Below are 16,510 nucleotides of genomic sequence, written 5' to 3' on the forward strand. Positions count from 1 at the left end.
TCGTTGGCGGGAAGGTAGGCAGTCCTCCAGGGTGTAGCGGCCGCCCCCTCACCCCCTCGCCAGGATGAACGGACACCAGGCGAGGAGGCGGGCGCGGCGGTGGCTACGGCTGCGACAGGGCCTGCAGCGCGGCCTTGCCCTGGCCCTCGTCGGCCGTGACGGCCACCACCAGTCGCTCGAGGCAGCCGGCGAACTCGCGCTGGAGCGCCTCGGACGTCACCGCCTGGAGGTGCGCGGGCCGCTGTGCCAGCGCGTCGGGCGTGAAGCCCCGCACGCGCGCGTCCAGCAGTGCGTCCACCCAGGCCGACGTGGAGGTGAAGGACACCGCCTGACGCGCGAGCAGCCTCGAGCGGGCCTGCTCCAAATCACTGGCCGACACCGTCTTCGCGAACGCGGCGAGGGCCTGGCGCACCGAGCCCACGCCCTCGCTCATGCGACGGGCGTCCACCATCCCCTGCACCATCAGGTGCGCCGCCCCGCCGCGCCCCAGCCAGGTGCTGGCGTGGAAGCCGTAGGACGCGCCGCGCTGGGAGCGCATGTCGTGCCAGGCCTGCACCGACATCAGCTCCGCCATCATCGAGTAGCGCGCCTCGGCCTCTGGCGTGGCCGCCGGCAGCCGGCACGCCATGTGGACCTGGCCCTGGGTGGCGCCCGGGCGCGAGGTGAACAGGGTGTTGGGACGCGCGGAGGGCGCGGGCAGTGCCGGCGCCGCCGCCACGTCCACCGGCCGGGGCGCCCCCCGGCTCCAGCCACCGAGGTACTTGCGCGCCAGGGCCTCCACTTCCTTCATGTCGAACTCGCCCGCGATGACCACCACCGTGTTGCCGGGCCGGTACACGTCCTCAATCCAGTCCTGGGCCTCCGACCAGGACACCTGGGCCATCTCCGCGCCCGTCGCCTCGTGGGCGTAGGGGTGCGTGCCATAGAGCGCGCGCAGCAGCGCGCGGTGCGCCTGCACCTCGGGGCGACCATCCACCGCGTCGCGCCACGGCAGGACCTGCTCGCGCAGCTGACGCACGACGTACTCGGACGTGCGCGTGGTGGAGAGCTGCTCGGCCAGCATCGCCAGGATGTTGCCCAGGTTGCCGGCGGTGCCGGACAGCGCGACGCGGACGTGGTCGCGTTCCAGTGACGCGGAGTCGTGCAGGCCCCAGTCGCTGGGACGGCCCTCGAACCAGGACTCGCGGAACGCGCCCCAGCCCATCAGGTCCGCCACGCCGGGCTTCGCCCCGTACGCGGAGCCACCCCCCATGGCGGCGCCCACCCGCACCACCGGCAGGCCCGGGCGCGGGGCGAGCAGCACCTCCATGCCGTTGTCCAGCTTGAGCACGTGCACCGGCGCGGAGAGGGCCGTCACCATGGACGGCGTGGCGCGCTCCACGGGCAGCGCGGGCTCGGGCTGGGCCTGCAGCTGCGCGGGGCCGGACTCGGCCACCGTCGTGCCACTCTCACCGGGGCGCACGAAGATGATGCGCGCCCTGTCCCGCTGAAGCCACGTGTACGCGAAGTCCGTCACCTGGCTGCCGCCGAGCGCCATCAGCGCCATCTGCGAGCGCGTGTACGAGCGCACGTCGAGCGTGAAGTGGGTGAGCAGCGCGCGGCTCAGGGTGCGCGACAGGAGGTCCTCCGACTCCAACACCATGCCGGTGACGACGCCGCGGCGCGTGGCCTGGAAGTCGGCCTCCTTGCCGAGCACCTGCGCGGCCTCCGCGGCCTGCACTTCCTGCCCGACGCCGGACCAGGCCTGGAGGACCTGGTCCAGGACCTTCTCCGCCGAGCGCTGGGGGTGGTCTCCCCGGCTGAGCTGCACCCGCACCACCAGCAGCGACGCACGCGTGCCGGGCACCAGGTCCGTGGCAATGCCGGCGATGTCACCGTCGTTGCGCACCGCGCCCCAGAGGTTCCGGGCAAGGCTGGCGCGGACGAACTCCTGCGCGGCGCCCGCCTCGTCGAAGCCGCGCGGCAGCACCCAGGACAGGTACAGCTCCGGCGTCGGCACCGCCGCCTCGTACGCCGGCATCGACTTCGGCTCGGGCGTCGTCGGAGGCTCGGCCACCTTCGCGGACAGGCGCGGCTCCACGGCCAGCGGCGCGCCGGAGCCCACCCACGCGGCGGGGAGGCTCTCACGCAGCAGCGGCTCCACGGCGGCGAGGTCCACGTCGCCGGAGATGACCAGCGTCACGTTGTCCGGCCGGTAGTGGGCGCGCGCGAAGCGCTGCGCGTCCGCCAGCGTGAGCGCGGTCAACGTCGAGTGCGTGCCGATGACGGGGCGCGCGTAGGGGTGGCCCTCCGGGAAGGCGGCCGCCTTCACCCAGCTGAAGACCTGCCCCACGTAGCCCGTCTCGTTGCGCTGGCGCAATTCGTTGCGCACCACCTCGCGCTCCACCGAGAACACCTCCGGGGTGATGCCCGCGACGGGCGAGGCCAGCCACTGGCCGTGCATCTTCAGCAGCGCAGGCAGGGCCTCGCGAGTCGCAAGCGCCTCGTAGGCGGTGTAGTCCAGGCTGGTGGACGCGTTGGAGTGGCCCACGCCCGCCGCCTCCAGCCGCGTCTGGATGGACGGGCCGCCCGCGTGACGGGAGCGGAAGACCAGGTGCTCCACCACGTGCGCCAGGCCCTCCTTGCCGCTCGGGTCACTGGAGCCGCCCGCGCCGACGACGGCCACCACCGCCACCACCGGCGAGCGGCGGTCCTCCTCCACCACCACACGCAGCCCCGAGGCCATGCGGAAGTCGCGCAGCGGGAAGGACACGTCGCGCATCATCACCTGCCCCCGGGGAGGCAGCGTGGTGCACGCCCCCAGCAGCAGGGTGAGCAGGACGAGGGCCCCCGTGATGGCACGGGGCTGACGGGACTGGCGACGGCGTCGGGTATGCATGGTGCTCCGGCGGAGCCCGGAGGCCGCATGACGGGTCCAAACGGCCCCATGCCTCCCCCGGGTGACAATGATTCGCTTCAGCCCGCCGAGGACGGCAAATCCTGACAAATGCTCAGGCTTCAGCGCCAAGGACAGACATGGTGCGCGCGAATAGCACCGACAGGAGGTCCAGGCCAAGAGGCCCGGAGTCTCAGGCGCGTCCGCCCACGGCGTTGGCGACGTGCTGGCTGCCCCAGCGCGCGAGGCCGAGGATGGTCTCCATGGGGTTGACGCCCAGCGCGGTGGGGAACACCGAGCCGTCCACCACGAAGAGGTTGTCCGCGTCCCAGTAGCGCAGCGTGCTGTCCACCACGCTCGTCTTCGGGCTGCCACCCATGGCGCAGCCACCCATCTGGTGCGCGCTGGCCACGCGGCACAACAGCGGCGCGTAGGGGGCCCGGTCCAGCAGCGCCACGTCCTTCTCGCCGTGCATCACCACCGGCGACGAGTGCGGGCTGATCACCTGCTCCGCGCCCGCTGCGAATTGCAGGCGCGCGGCCACCTTCAGCGCCTCGCGGAAGCCCTCCCAATGGAAGTCGGTGAGCGGGTAGTCCACCTTCAGCCGCGTGTACTCGCCCTCGCCGCGCAGCCCTACCGTGCCGCCCTCGTCCCCGGGGTGCACGCCGTCCAGGGTGATGGAGATGACCGCATTGGCATACGGCAATTGAGCCATCAGGTCCTGATGCGCGGCGCCGAAGCCCGGCAGCGTCACCGAGGCGAGGACGGGGTGGATGGGAGGCACCTCGATGAGCCAGCCCAGCTTCCCCGGCCCCCGGTCGATGAACTGGCGCGAGTAGACGGTGAGGGGCGCGCCGTAGAAGGCCTCCACCCGCTCGCGGAAGCGGGCGGTGGAGATGACCACCGGGTGCAGGAAGAAGCGCTTGCCCACGAGCCCCCGCGCCGTGAGCCCGCTGCGCAACAGCAGCGCCGGCGAGTTGATGGCCCCGCCGCACACCGCCGTCACCTTCGGCTTCACCGTGAGCCGCCGACCCGTGGGCCGGTCCGTGCGCGGGTCCAGCACGTCCGCGTGCACCGCCACCACGCGCATGCCCTCCACTTCCAGCTTGCGCGCGCTGACGTTGGCGAACAGGCGCATCCCCTGCTCCACCGCGTCCGGAATCAGTGTCACCAGCGTGGACTGCTTCGCGTCCGTGGGGCAGCCCAGCCCGCAGGCGCCCAGGGCCGCGCAGTTCTTCACGTTGCGCTTCACCGTGCCCCGGCTGTAGCCGAGCTTCCCCAACCCCTCCCACAAGAGCTGGTTGTTGCGGTTGGCCCGCTCGATGGGCCAGTCGCGGATGTGCAGCCGCTCCTCCAGCCAGTCCCAGTGCGGGGCCAGCGTGTGCTCGTCCAGCCCCTGCACGCCGTGGAGGTCGCGCCAGCGGTGGAGGATTTCCGGCGGCGTGCGGAAGCTGGCGCACCAGTTGACGGTGGTGCCCCCGCCCACGGCGCGGCCCTGGAGGATGCTGATGGCCAGGTCATCCGTCGCCCGGTTGGCCAGCTCCTGGTACAGGGTGGAGTACGCCGTGGACTCCTTCATGTCGAAGTCGCGGCGGGTGCGGTAGCTGCCCTCCTCCAGCATCACCACGTCCAGGCCGCGCCGCGCCAGCTCGTGCCCCAGCACGCCGCCGCCCGCGCCGCTGCCCACGACGCACACGTCACAGGTGATGGTGCGGTCCTCGGTGAGCTCGTCTCCGGTGAAGATTCGGCCGCTCATGGCGTGGAGCCCTCCTTCTGCGTCAGCGGCGCGGGGCGGGGGCCCTCGCCCTTCCAGGGCACCGCGCTCGCATCATGGAAGCCCTCGGGGACCGCGTAGCCCGCGGCCGCCACCGCCGCCGGATGGAGGTAATAGGCGCTGTAGACCAGCGTGCGCAGCGCATGGTGCCCCGTGCGCCGCAGCAGCAGTCGCGAGGTGCGCCAGTCCTCGAAGGCCGCGTCCTGCGCGTCGGGAGACAGCCGCGAGAAGGGCGTGATGCTCCCGTTGAAGAGGAAGCCGGCGAGCGCGTTGTCGAAGAGGCCCAGCAGCTCCCTCACCTCCTTCGCCACGGAGGGGTCCCCGCGCGCGAGCAGCCCGTCCGCCGTGAAGGCCACGCGCGCCGTGTCCGCGTCCGGCCAGCCCGGGCGCCCCGGGAAGGCCCGCCGCGCCAGCGCCTGGAGCGTGGCGTACTCGCGCGGGCCCAGCACCTGGAGCCCCTCCGGAGGAGGAGGCAGCAACAGTCCCTCGCGCGAGGCCAGCAGGGCGCTGCCGCCCAGCGCCAGCAGGGCGCCCCCGAAGAGCCCGCGCTTGAGGAGCCCCCGGCGGGTCATCGACACGTCCATTCCATCCTCCGCTTCCGCGACCGCGGGATTGCTCGACTCGTGGGTCCGCGCGTCGATACGAGGTGGAGGTGTCGGGATGCCCGGGCGCGGCGAAACGTCCGGTGTCTCCGTGAGCGCGGTGGACGTCGCGAGCACGAGGTGCGCGGAGACATCGGCACATCGGGCCGGAGCCTACCGCGCCCGTCCCAGTCCGGACAGGTGGCGGTGCGCAGGGCCCCTGCAGGTGACACTCGCCCGGGGGCTCCACGCCCCCGCGCCCGCGCCGTGGCCGGCTGACGCCGCCCTCACGCGTCCAGCAGCGCCCGCAAGTCCTCCGGGATGGGCATGGGCGTGAGGATGCCCACGTTGGCGCCGCCGGTGTTGCCGAGCGGCGCCCGGCCCAGCCACGAGCCCGGCCCGGCGACGAGGATTCGCGCGAACTGCCCCAGCAGCTCGCGCGCGTCGCGGCGCCGCCACCCGAAGGCGAACATCCGGCAGTGCACGCGGACATGCGGCCCCGCGTGGGCCTGGCTCAACACGTGCGCCCGCTCCAGGTGGCGCCAGGCGCGCGGCATCTCCTTGCGAGCCTCGGCCTCGACGGCCTCGCGCAGCTCCGCCTCCAGGGCGGCGCGCAGCTTCGGCTTCATGGGCATGACTTCCTCCTCGTGGGTGACGCCACCCTCGCGCGGGGAGGTGTCCGCGGGCTTGTAAGAACTCGCTACTCCGGAGGCGGGAGGACCCAGTCCACCACGCCTGCAATCTCCGACGGGGAGAGCCCGAAGGTGCGGCGAAAGGCATGGCTGAGGTGCGCGCTGTCGGTGAAGCCCGCGGCATGCGCCGCCTGCGTGAGTGAGGCCCCTCGCTGGAGGTACCCCGCGGCGCGCTGCAGGCGCAGCCAGAGGATGTAGGGCCGCAAGGGCAGTCCCACCTCCTGGCCGAACAGGTGCGACAGCCGCCCCTCGGAGAGCCCCACCCGGGAAGCGAGGGCGGACAGGCGCACGTCCTCTTCCAGCAGGTCCGGCAAGAGGCGCAGGAGCTTCTTCACGGCGGGGTGGGCCGGCGGGGCCTGTCGCGTGTCGGCACTCAGGGCTTGCAGCAGGGAGTGCACGAGGAGCTCCGCGTCGGCCCAGCGCCCTGGCAGGGACTTCGTGCCCACGGTGAGCAGGGGCGCTCCCGCGCGCCGCCACGCCTCCGCGTCCGGGCCGATGCCCAGCGTGCGCAGCTGGCGGCCCACCAGGTCATCCGGATTCACGTGCAGGATGACCACGGCCGACCCGGGACTGACGATGGTGTGCTCGACATCGGGCGGAGTCACGGCCGCCTGGCAGGTGACCATCTGCTGATGGGCGTCCTTCAGCGACACCGGCTCGCCGAGCGACACGAGGACCTGGAAGGTGTGGTGCGTGTGCGGGCGCGTCTCACCGAGCGGCCCGGCGTACAGCAAGCGCCGGGGTCCGAAGAAGAGCAGCCCCTTCCAGGTGTGGGTCCTGCTCACGGGGCTCAGGGCGTGGGTACCGGAGCCGAGGCCGGCTTCGGAAGGTCCGCGTCCTTCAGGACCTCGCCACGAAGCTTGCGCTCCGTTGCGTCCTCGTAGCCCTCCGCCACCAGCGCGCTCAGGTCGAACGGTACGGACTTCGCGCGCTCCAGCTTCTCCGCCCGGGACTCCAGCGACGCGCGCGACTGCTTCTCCGGGCGTGCCAGCCCCACGAGGATGCGATTGCCGCTGCCCCGCACGTCGAACGTGTACAGCCGCGTGAAGCCCGCCCGCCACGTGCGCACCATCGCGTCGAAGCGCGCATTGGGCGGGTCCTCCCAGACGTTGCCCACCACCGCGCCCCCCTTCGCCAGCCGCGCCCGCACCGCCGTGAGGAACTCCACCGTGGCCAGGTGCTCGGGGATGTTGTCCGGGCCGTACGCGTCCAGGAAGATGAGGTCGTACGGCGGCCCCTTCGTCTCCACGAAGCGCCGCCCGTCCGCGACGTGCGCGCGCAGGTGGTCATCCTCGCGGAAGCCGAAGTAGCGCTTCGCCACGTCCACCACGTCCGGGTCGATGTCCACCACGTCGATGTGGGCCCCGGGCACCACCGCGCGAAGGAACATCGGCATCGCCCCGCCGCCCAGGCCCACCACCAGGATGCGCCTGGGCTCCGGCACGAAGGCCAGCCCCACCATCGACACCCGCGTGTAGGGCAGCTCGAGCGCCAACGGATGCCCCGGCCGCACCACGCTCTGCAGCGAGCCGGTCCGGTCGAACTGGAGATACCGCAGGCCCTCACCGTCCTCCGTCACGGCGATGAAGGTGTAGGGCGACTGTTTCTCGTAGAGGACGGTGCGGGGACTGGCGGCGGTGCACGCCAGCAGCGCCCACATCGCCAGCACCAGTCGAGGCGTGATGCGCCGCATGTGCGCTCCTTCCGGCCACCCCTAAAGTAGCAACTTTCCCAGGAAGAACAACGGGTTGACCTGCACGCCGCCAGGGTTCACCTTGCCGCGCATGAGCCACCCCCATGGCAACCTTCCGGAAGGCGCCCGCGAAATCATCGCCGAGGAGGAGGCACTGCTCGCCCGCGTGCAGGCCACGCTGGAGGCAGCCCGGCGCAAGGCCGGCCGCGGGACGGACACCCAGGGACTGGTCGCCCAGCTCCAGGTGCTGCGCGACGACGTGGCCACCGCCGCCGTCGCGGACCTGCCGCACCTCTTCGCACAGATGAACCAGGCGCGCTCCCTCATGGAGCGCCAGGAGACCGCACGCCTGCCGGACTCCCAGGCCCCCTACTTCGCGCACCTGCGCCTGGACGGCGCGGGCGGCCCCCGCGACTACCTCCTGGGCCGCACCACCTTCGCGGACGTGAGCGCCGGCGTGCGCGTCATCGACTGGCGCTTCGCCCCCGTGGCCCGCGTCTTCTATTGCTACGAGGAGGGCGATGCCTACGAGGAGTACTTCGGCGAGCGGCTCGCGGAGGGCACCGTGCAGACGCGCCGGCTCGTCATCATCGAGCGTGGCGTGCTGACGCGCATCATCTCCGGCACGCTGGTGCTGGAGCGCGCCCCGGACGGCGAGTGGCACAGCGTGGGGCTCGACGTCGCCACGCTGCAGTCGGGCGGCGCGGGCACCGCCGCGCGGCCGGAGTTCCTCGGCACCGGCAAGGGCGCCCGGCGCAGCGAGGATGCCTTCGGCGTCACCGCGCTGCTGGACTCGGAGCAGTACGAGGCCGTCAGCACCGGACCGGACCGGCCGCTGCTCGTGCTGGGCAGCGCCGGCAGCGGGAAGACGACGGTGGCCCTGCACCGGCTGGCGAAGATTGCCTTCGACGACGCCCAGACGTACCCCCAGTCCCGGATGAAGCTCATCGTCCCCGAGGAGGGCCTGGCCCGGCTGTCCCGCCGCCTGCTGGCGCCGCTCGGACTGGGCGGCGTGGCCGTGCAGACGCGCGACGCCTGGCTGCTGGCGACGGCGAAGCAGGCCTTTGATTTGCCCGGCATCAAGCTGTGGCACGACACGCCGCCGCTGGTGTCGCGCCTCAAGCGCCACCCCGCCCTGCGGCGCGCGCTGGCCGCCCGCATCGGCGTGCCGAAGACGTCCGCCGGCGTGACGCTGGAGCGGCTGCGCAAGCGGCTGGCGGACGCGTACTTCGACCGGCGCTTCCTGGACACCGTGGTCAACGCCGCCCACGGCGAGCTGCCGCGCACCGCCATCGACGAGGTGATGGAGCACACGCGCCTCCAGCACGCCACGCCGCTCGCCAGGGAGCTGAAGGACATCACCGACCCGGACCGGCTCGTCACCGTGGACGGGAAGGCGATTGAAGACGACACGCCGTACGCCATGGCCGGCACGGTGGACCTGGACGACCTGCCCATCCTGATGTTCCTCAAGGCGCAGCACACCTCGCTGGGCCTGGAGCGGCTGGCGCACGTCGTGCTCGACGAGGCGGAGGACTTCTCCCTCTTCGAGCTGTTCGTCGTGGGGCGCCTGCTGGGCAAGGGCAAGAGCTGCACGCTGGCCGGAGACGAGATGCAGCAGACGGACGCCGGCTTCGCGGGGTGGCCCGCCGTCCTCAACGAGCTGAACATCCGCGACGCCGCCACCTGCCGGCTCCAGGTGTCCTACCGCTGCCCGCGGCCGGTGGTGGAGCTGGCGCGGCAGGTGCTGGGCACCCAGGCCCCGGAACCGTCCGCGCACGCGGGCCGCCCGGGCGCACCGGTGGGCTTCCACCACTTCCCGGACGAGGCCCAGGCGCAGCTCTTCATCGGTGAGGCGCTGAGGGACCTCGTCTCACGCGAGCCCCACGCGTCGGTGGGCGTCATCGCCAGCAGCCCGGAGTCCGCGGAGGCCGTCTACCGCGTCGTGGCCGACCTGCCCTGGGCCCGCCGGGTGAGCGACGGCGAGTTCACCTTCGAGCCCGGCGTGGACGTCACCGACGTGGGCAGCGTGAAGGGCCTGGAGTTCGACTACGTCATCCTCCCGGACGTGACGGCGCGGGCCTACCCCATGGACGACGAGTCGCGCCGCCGCCTGCACGTGGCGATTACGCGCACGTCCCACCAGCTCTGGGTGGTGTCCTCCGGCGTGCGCAGCCACCTCATCCCGGACGCTGCTGGCGCGGCAGCTCCACGGTGAAGGTGGAGCCCTGGCCGGGCGCGCTCTCCACGAGGATGCGGCCCTCGAGCGCGTCGACAATCTGCTTCACAATCCAGAGGCCCAGGCCCAGCCCGCCATAGTGCCGCTCGCTGGCGAGCCGCTCGAAGCGCTGGAACAGGCGCGCCTGCCCTTCCGGGGCGATGCCCATGCCCTCGTCGCGCACCGTCAGCCAGGCCCGCTCCGCGTCCGCGCCCACCCGCACCTCGATGGGGCGGCCCCGGCCGTACTTGATGGCGTTGGACAGCAGGTTCTGCAGCACCTGCTCCAGCCGCAGCCGGTCCCAGTGGCCCCGCGCGGGGCCCGGGGCGTCCAGGCGCAGCTCGCACCCCGCCCGCGCCAGGTCTTCCGAGAAGCGCGGCACCATCTCCCGCGCGAGCGCGGCCAGGTCCAGCTCCTCGCGCTCCAGCCGCAGCCGGCCGGCGGTGATGCGGGACACGTCCAGCAGCTCACGCACCAGGCTCGACAGGCGCGACAACTGCCGCTGCACCGCCACCACCTTCGTGGACAGGGCGTCCGGCGCGGCGGGAGCGCGCGCGTCCAAGTCCCTGCGCAGCGCCTGGACGTTGAGGGTGAGCGAGGTGAGGGGCGTGTTCAGCTCGTGCGACGCGACGGAGAGGAACGTGTCGCGCGCGCGGATGGCGTCCTGCGCCTCCATGTAGAGCCGCCCGTTGTCCAGCGACGCGGCCGCGCGCCGGGCCAGGTCCTCCGCGAGCCGCACGTCCGCCTGCGTGTACCGCCGCCCGGACTCGGTGTTGACGAGCGTGAGCGCCCCCAGCACCTTGCCGCGGCTGATCAACGGGACGGAGATGAACGTCCGGACGCCCAGCGCCTCCGTGGCGCGGAGGCGCTCCGCGTCGCCGGCCAGCTCCGTCGCGTACAGGGGCGGCAGCTCCGGGACGAACTCCGTGACGCCCTCGCGCAGCACCCGGCCGATACCGCCCGCGTCGTCCATGCGGATGGGGTAGCGGGCGTGGAAGGCCTGGGTGCGCTCCACCATGCCCGGACGCACATGGGCCACGGCGACGCGACGGACCTCTCCGTCCTGCCCGGGCACGTCCACGGCGCACCCGTCCGCCAGCGTGGGGATGGCCAGGTGGGCCATGCGCTGGAGGATCTGGTCGTGGTCCAGCGACGACGTCAGCACCGCGCTGGCCTGCGCGAGGAAGGCCGCGTGGCGCTGCGCGCGCCGCGTCTCGTCGTACAGCCCCCGGAGCGTCGCCTCCTGCTTCTTCTCGGCCGTAATCTCCCGCGAGAAGACATAGACGCGCCCGTGGCCCCGGAAGAGGCGCTTCACGAACCAGCGCTCCCGGGCCGCGAAGTGGCACTCGAACTCCTCGGCCTGGCCCGTCTGGGCCACCCGGTGGAAGCGCTCCTGGAACCCTTCGCCCAGCACGTCCGGGTAGCACTCCCACAGCACGCGGCCCCGCAGGTCCGCCCGGGGCCTGCCGAAGGCCCGCTCCATGGCGGGGTTGACGTACAGGCACACCGCGTCCGCATCGCAGACGGCGACACTCTCCGGGAGCTGGTCGAGGAGGACGGTGTCGATGCCCGCCATGTCCGCCCCGGGGGAGTCGGCGCTGGCTAGGCCCTGGTCGGACAGGGGATGTTCCACGCGTTGGATGAAGGGGCGGGCCACGGCGTTCGTGTTCTTTCGCTTAACACTTCCGTCCCGCACGCCCCACTCCAGCCAGCCGGACATGTGCTCGACACCCAACACTCGCGGGCCGGGCCGGCAAGGGTGTGAGCAGCCGGCCGGGCCGTCACCCGGCGGGGCGTCCGCGCTCAGGGCCGCTGTTGCCCCTGGCGCCAGGCCTCGCGGCGCTGCTCCTGCTCCAGGCGGCGGGCAAGCGCCTCCTGCTCCTGGCGGGGCAGCTCGGACAGCCGCGTGCGGTGCATGTCGATGCTCAGCTCGTACAGGCCCCGCTCCTGCTCGGGGAGCCGGTCGCCATAGTCCGCGAGCACCGTGCTCGCGAAGGTCACCATGTCCTCGGACACCTGGCGGCGGTGCGCGTAGTACTGGCGGACCTCCTCCTCGGTGGCCATGCCCGACAGCACCTTGCCGTAGACGTCATTCCAGCGCCGCGTCTCCTCGTCGCGCCGCTGGAGCACCTCCGGGTCCTCCGTGGGCGCGCCCAGCGTCCAGTAGACGTTGTCCGGGAGCTTCGCGCGCAGCGCCTGCAGGTCCACGGGATGAAACTGGGGCGCGTCGTCGCCGGACGGCACGGACGGAGGCTGGGGCAGGTAGGGCGACACCGTCCCCCCACCCGGCTGCGCGGCCACGGGCGCGGACGGAGTCGCCGCCGGCGCGGGCGCCGCCACGGGTGACGCAGGCACCGGCGCAGCCGCCGGGGTCCCCGCCTCCGGAGGGCTGGAGGCTTCCGGGCGCGCCAGGAGCACCCAGAGCAGGACGACGAGCCCCACGACGGCTCCCGTGGCAACCACCCATGGGAGGCCCTTCCAGCGAGCATTCTCGGCCATGCAGACCCGAATACCGCGCGCCGCGCGCACCTGGCAAACCTGACTATCTGCCGCGCCGCGTAACGAATCGGCCCTCGCATTTGCCGCGACGCATCACGAGCCCTGTCGCCCATGAAACATGAATCAGCCACAAAGGGCCTGACTCTGTTGCAATTGCATTGTATAGACAGGAATTCCCACCAAACCCGGAGGTTCCTGAATGAAGCGCCTACTCCTGGCCTGTCTCATGGCCGCAGCGCTGGTGCCTGGCATGGCCCGCGCGGAGGTCATCGTCTCCTCCATCGTCAGCGTGCTCGTGGACGGCGGTAACAACTACAACTGGGAGAAGGTGGAGTTGCCCGGGACGAAGTGCGGCAACGGCTCGCAGTACAAGTTCTTCGTGCGCCGCACCAGCTCGCCCAACCTGCTCTTCATGCTCGAGGGCGGCGGCGCGTGCTGGGACTTCGAGACGTGCAGCGGGCGCGCGGGCGTGCTGGGCGCGGCCAACCCCAACGGCATCAGCGACGACTACATCACCCAGTTCACGGCGAAGTACGTGTCGCCCATCGTCAACGGCGCCGACCCGGGCCTGCCGCTGCGCAGCCGCACGGACCTGGTCACCAAGGACTGGAACATCGTCTACATGCCGTACTGCACGGGTGACGTGCACATCGGCAACAACGTGAAGACCTACGTGGACGCCACGGGGCAGAACCCGCCGCTGACCTGGCACCACTCCGGCTACACCAACACGATTGCGGCGGCGAACTGGGCGCGCACGCAGTTCACCGGCGTGCAGAAGCTCCTGATGACGGGCTACAGCGCGGGCGGCACGGCGACGTCGGCCGGCTACTACTTCGTGCGCAAGGCCATCAACCCCGCGCGCGGCTACCTGCTCAATGACTCCGGCCCCATCTTCATGGCGCCGAACTCCACCTCCCTCTCGCGCCCGCTGCACGACAAGATCCGCTCGTCGTGGAACCTGGACTCGGTCTTCTCGCTGCTGCCGGCCACGTTCAACATCAACGACTTCGGCACCATCAACAAGATGGTGGCGCAGGAGTTCCCCAACGACCAGCTCGCGTACACGGGCTACACGCGCGACTACAACTACTCGCGCTTCTCCTATGAGCGCTTCAAGACGCCCAACGACAAGGAGTCCATCCACAGCTACTGGAAGGTGGACCAGGACCGGCTGGTGCAGGAGCTGAACCTCTACAACAACTTCAGCTACTTCATCCCCCACAGCCGCCCCATCAACGCCAGCCACTGCAGCACCATCATCACCTTCATGGGTGCGCACGCCTGCCAGAAGATGGAGAAGAAGCGGTACTGGTACGAGTACCTCGAGTTCCCGCAGTCGCAGACGTACAAGTGCTACAGCGAGTTCGTGGGCATGGACAAGTTCCTCTCGCGGTGGATCAACGAGAACCAGCGCATCCGCATCTACGAGCCGGCGAACAAGTACAACGACGAGGACCCCGGCATGCAGATTGTCGCGCCGCTCATCAACGGCGCGCTGGGCGGGTAGTCCCCGTCGTCGCGACGGAAGCTGTCTGAAGGAGCGGGACGCCGGGCTTCGGGCCGGGCGTCCCGCTTCGTCGTTTCAGGGGCCGGCCCTGGCGTTGCTCGCGAGGGGGCGGTAGACGAGGGCCCCGCCATGGACAACCTCACCCACGGGCTGCTGGGGCTCGCCCTCGGCGCGCTGCGCAGGCCCGACGTGCGCCCCGGCACGGGCGAGCGCGCCTCGCCCACGGACCGCGCGGTGCTGCTGGGCGCCGTGCTCGCCTCGGAGCTGCCGGACCTGGACACGCTGCTGGCGCGCGGGGACGCGGTGACGGTGGCCCTCCAGGCGCACCGGGGGCTCTCCCATTCGCTCCTCTTCAGCCCGGTGGTGGCGTTCGGGGCCACGCTGGCCGCGTGCACCGTCTTCCGGGGCTCGAGGCCCCGCCCCGTCTTCCTCGCCAGCCTCGCGTCCGTCCTCTTCGCGCACCTGCTGCCCGACTTGTGGACGGGCTGGGGCACGCGGCTGCTGCTGCCATTCTCCGACACCCGCCTGAGCCTTGACTGGACGATGGTGGTGGACCCCTGGGTGACGCTGCCGCTGCTGGTGGGCGCCGTGGTGGCGTGGCGGCGGCGGCGCGCGGCGTGGCGCCGGGCGCTGCTGGTGGGCCTGGCGCTGGCCGCCGGCTACGTGGGGGCGCGCGTGGCGGCCTGGGGCGTGCTGACGCGGCGGGTGGAGGCGGCCTACGCGGCGGCCTGGTCCGTGCGCGTCTTCCCCCTGCCCTTCTCCGTGGGCACCTGGCGGTACGTGGCCACGCTTCCGGGCGGTGTGCTCGCCGCGGGCGAGGTGCCCCTGGCCGGTGCACCCCGCGAGGCGCGCCGGGTGGAGTCATCCGTGGACGTGCTTCCCCCGGACGTGCGCGCGGTGGGGCCGGTGCGCGAGGCGCTCGCGTGGGCCCGCTTTCCCGTCGTCACGGTGGCGCCCGTCGAAGGCGGAGGACGCGAGGTGCGCATCTCGGACTTGCGCTACCACCTGCGCGGCGAGCCCACGCTGGGCTTCGTCATCCGGCTGGACGCGGAGGACCACGTGGCGGAGACACGGCTGGAGCGCGGCGGCAGCGCAAGCGAGCTGCTGCGCCGGTGGCGGGGCCCGGACGCGGAAACGACGAGGCCCCAGCGGAAGGAGTGACTCCTTCCGCCAGGGCCCCGACACACGGAGGCGTGGCTCAGGTCAGCCCGGCCAGCGGACCGGTGTAGTCCGGGTGGCCGAAGGTATTGACGTTCACCCCGAAGGCCTGGGCGATGGAGACCAGCAGCTTGTTGTGCGCCACGGCGCCCGGCAGCGGCGTGCCCGGGCCGGACCAGCCGGACAGCGGGTTGGAGCCCGCGGGCCGCGCGCGGATGAAGCGGCCCATGCGGAAGCGGCCGCCCGCGCCACCCGCGAGCACGGTGGGCACGCGCACATTCATGTGGCCGGCGGCGTCACCCAGCTCGTTGCCCCAGAGGATGATGGTGTTGTCCAGGGCGGTGCCGCTCCCCTCCTGGATGGAGGCCAGCTGCGTCATGAGGTACGCCACCTGCTCCGCGTACCAGCGCTGCACCGCCACCATCTTGGTGCGAATCTGGGTGCGCAGCGGCTCCGTGGTGACGTCCAGGCGGTGCGCCAGGTCGTTGTGCACGTCCTCGGTAATCCTGCTCCCGTCCGCGGCGGTGACCCACGGCATGGACGGCGCGCCGATGGTGATGGTCGCCACCCGCGTGAAGTCGCACGCGAAGGCGCGGGTAATCATGTCCAGGTGCAGCTTCGTCAGCTCGGGCAGCCGGGCGAGGTTGCCCAGCTGGTCCAGGCCGTACTGCGGCGGCACGACGCCGGTGCTGCACGCCTCCGTGGAGGGCACGGGGGTGGGCGCCGGGCCGGGCGAGGTGCTCAGCGAGCCGATGCGCCGCTCGATGTCCGCGAGCGCCTCCAGGTGTGCCTCCAGCTTCTGGCGCTCCTCGCCCGCGAGCCTGTCGCGAAGGCGCGTCGCGTCCTTGGTGAGGAAGCCGAGCAGGCTCTTGCGGCGTGCGATGAGCCGGTCGGCCTCGGCCGGGTCCGCGGCGGGCGGCGGCGCGTTGCCGAAGAGGCGCTGGTACACGGCGGCCGGGTCGCGCTCGAAGGGCACGCGCGAGCCGTTCGCCGTGAAGCTGATGCTGTTGTAGACGTGCTGGCCGCCGAACTGCTCCCAGGCGTTGAGCTGGATGGAGCGGAACTTGGTGCTGCCGCCGATGGCGTTGCCCAGCACCTGGTCCAGCGAGGCGCTCTCCGGCAGGTCGTCACCGCTGGCGGTGTTGACCTTGCTGCCGGTGAGGAAGGTGACGGGCGCGCCCTCGTGGCCCGTCAGGCCGTGCTCGTACAGCACGCGGTAGTCCAGGCCGTCCACCACCAGCAGCTTGGACTTGTGCGGCTGGAGCGGCAGCAGCATGGAGTTGGCGAAGTCGAGCGTGAAGTCCGCCTCGGTGGCGCCGGTGCTCTGCGGGTTCCAGAACTCCGGAAGGCACCCGTGGGGCGTGAAGATGGCGACGAAGCGCAGCGGCGGCGCGGTGGTCTGCGCGTGCGCGTCGGAGGTGCCGAGCAGGTTGGCCAGCGGGAGCGCCGCGGCCGAGCCACCCAGGAGCTTGAGCAGGTTTCGACGGGAGAGTTGGCGGAGCATGGGGCG

At 72.0% G+C, this 16,510-nt stretch carries 12 protein-coding genes; 3 read left to right on the forward strand and 9 right to left on the reverse strand.

Annotation, left to right across the window (positions count from 1 at the left end):
* Positions 1-103: 103 nt before the first annotated feature.
* The 6 genes from ACX9TP_RS35165 to ACX9TP_RS35190 form a co-directional block, all read right to left on the reverse strand.
* Positions 104-2,878, reverse strand: a complete 2,775-nt coding sequence (locus ACX9TP_RS35165; RefSeq protein ID WP_482975018.1) for a M16 family metallopeptidase — start codon at positions 2,876-2,878, stop codon at positions 104-106.
* Between the two features lie 190 nt (positions 2,879-3,068).
* Positions 3,069-4,631 (reverse strand): GMC family oxidoreductase N-terminal domain-containing protein, encoded by a 1,563-nt coding sequence (locus tag ACX9TP_RS35170; protein WP_482975019.1) that lies wholly within the window; start codon positions 4,629-4,631, stop codon positions 3,069-3,071.
* Complete coding sequence (locus ACX9TP_RS35175; protein ID WP_482975020.1) at positions 4,628-5,233, reverse strand: hypothetical protein; 606 nt, start codon at positions 5,231-5,233, stop codon at positions 4,628-4,630. The genes ACX9TP_RS35170 and ACX9TP_RS35175 overlap by 4 nt, the downstream gene beginning before the upstream one ends.
* A 284-nt stretch (positions 5,234-5,517) precedes the next feature.
* Complete coding sequence (locus ACX9TP_RS35180; protein WP_482975021.1) at positions 5,518-5,865, reverse strand: DUF3703 domain-containing protein; 348 nt, start codon at positions 5,863-5,865, stop codon at positions 5,518-5,520.
* Positions 5,866-5,930: 65 nt separating this feature from the next.
* Positions 5,931-6,707 carry a helix-turn-helix transcriptional regulator gene (locus ACX9TP_RS35185; protein WP_482975022.1) on the reverse strand — a complete coding sequence of 259 codons (777 nt, stop codon included), beginning with the start codon at positions 6,705-6,707 and terminating at the stop codon, positions 5,931-5,933.
* A gap of 5 nt (positions 6,708-6,712) precedes the next feature.
* Positions 6,713-7,615 carry a spermidine synthase gene (locus ACX9TP_RS35190; RefSeq protein WP_482975023.1) on the reverse strand — a complete coding sequence of 301 codons (903 nt, stop codon included), beginning with the start codon at positions 7,613-7,615 and terminating at the stop codon, positions 6,713-6,715.
* 91 nt (positions 7,616-7,706) lie between these two features.
* Between ACX9TP_RS35190 and ACX9TP_RS35195 the strand changes: the two genes are divergently transcribed.
* Positions 7,707-9,833: an ATP-binding domain-containing protein gene (locus tag ACX9TP_RS35195; protein WP_482975024.1), complete on the forward strand. Its 2,127-nt coding sequence runs from the start codon at positions 7,707-7,709 to the stop codon at positions 9,831-9,833.
* Here the strand turns inward: ACX9TP_RS35195 and ACX9TP_RS35200 are convergent.
* Positions 9,796-11,409 carry a sensor histidine kinase gene (locus ACX9TP_RS35200; protein ID WP_482975025.1) on the reverse strand — a complete coding sequence of 538 codons (1,614 nt, stop codon included), beginning with the start codon at positions 11,407-11,409 and terminating at the stop codon, positions 9,796-9,798. The two genes, ACX9TP_RS35195 and ACX9TP_RS35200, sit on opposite strands and share 38 nt — an antisense overlap.
* Positions 11,410-11,636: 227 nt before the next feature.
* Positions 11,637-12,296, reverse strand: a complete 660-nt coding sequence (locus tag ACX9TP_RS35205) for a hypothetical protein (protein WP_482975026.1) — start codon at positions 12,294-12,296, stop codon at positions 11,637-11,639.
* Between the two features lie 235 nt (positions 12,297-12,531).
* Between ACX9TP_RS35205 and ACX9TP_RS35210 the strand changes: the two genes are divergently transcribed.
* Entirely contained in the window at positions 12,532-13,842 is a 1,311-nt protein-coding gene (locus ACX9TP_RS35210; RefSeq protein WP_482975027.1) for a pectin acetylesterase-family hydrolase, read from the forward strand.
* 129 nt (positions 13,843-13,971) lie between these two features.
* Positions 13,972-15,003 carry a metal-dependent hydrolase gene (locus ACX9TP_RS35215; RefSeq protein ID WP_482975028.1) on the forward strand — a complete coding sequence of 344 codons (1,032 nt, stop codon included), beginning with the start codon at positions 13,972-13,974 and terminating at the stop codon, positions 15,001-15,003.
* A 37-nt stretch (positions 15,004-15,040) separates the two neighbouring features.
* On the opposite strand, the gene ACX9TP_RS35220 is transcribed toward ACX9TP_RS35215, so the two are convergent.
* Complete coding sequence (locus ACX9TP_RS35220) at positions 15,041-16,504, reverse strand: DUF1552 domain-containing protein (protein WP_482975029.1); 1,464 nt, start codon at positions 16,502-16,504, stop codon at positions 15,041-15,043.
* Positions 16,505-16,510 lie beyond the last annotated feature (6 nt).

The sequence above is a fragment of the Pyxidicoccus sp. M15 genome (genome assembly GCF_056858435.1).

What these genes read in the sequence shown, in the direction of transcription:
- ACX9TP_RS35165 (WP_482975018.1), bottom strand. Translation starts at nt 2,878, where the DNA reads ATGCATACCCGACGCCGTCGCCAGTCCCGTCAGCCCCGTGCCATCACG.
- ACX9TP_RS35170 (WP_482975019.1), bottom strand. Translation starts at nt 4,631, where the DNA reads ATGAGCGGCCGAATCTTCACCGGAGACGAGCTCACCGAGGACCGCACC.
- ACX9TP_RS35175 (WP_482975020.1), bottom strand. Translation starts at nt 5,233, where the DNA reads ATGGACGTGTCGATGACCCGCCGGGGGCTCCTCAAGCGCGGGCTCTTC.
- ACX9TP_RS35180 (WP_482975021.1), bottom strand. Translation starts at nt 5,865, where the DNA reads ATGCCCATGAAGCCGAAGCTGCGCGCCGCCCTGGAGGCGGAGCTGCGC.
- ACX9TP_RS35190 (WP_482975023.1), bottom strand. Translation starts at nt 7,615, where the DNA reads ATGCGGCGCATCACGCCTCGACTGGTGCTGGCGATGTGGGCGCTGCTG.
- ACX9TP_RS35195 (WP_482975024.1), top strand. Translation starts at nt 7,707, where the DNA reads ATGAGCCACCCCCATGGCAACCTTCCGGAAGGCGCCCGCGAAATCATC.
- ACX9TP_RS35200 (WP_482975025.1), bottom strand. Translation starts at nt 11,409, where the DNA reads ATGGCGGGCATCGACACCGTCCTCCTCGACCAGCTCCCGGAGAGTGTC.
- ACX9TP_RS35210 (WP_482975027.1), top strand. Translation starts at nt 12,532, where the DNA reads ATGAAGCGCCTACTCCTGGCCTGTCTCATGGCCGCAGCGCTGGTGCCT.
- ACX9TP_RS35215 (WP_482975028.1), top strand. Translation starts at nt 13,972, where the DNA reads ATGGACAACCTCACCCACGGGCTGCTGGGGCTCGCCCTCGGCGCGCTG.
- ACX9TP_RS35220 (WP_482975029.1), bottom strand. Translation starts at nt 16,504, where the DNA reads ATGCTCCGCCAACTCTCCCGTCGAAACCTGCTCAAGCTCCTGGGTGGC.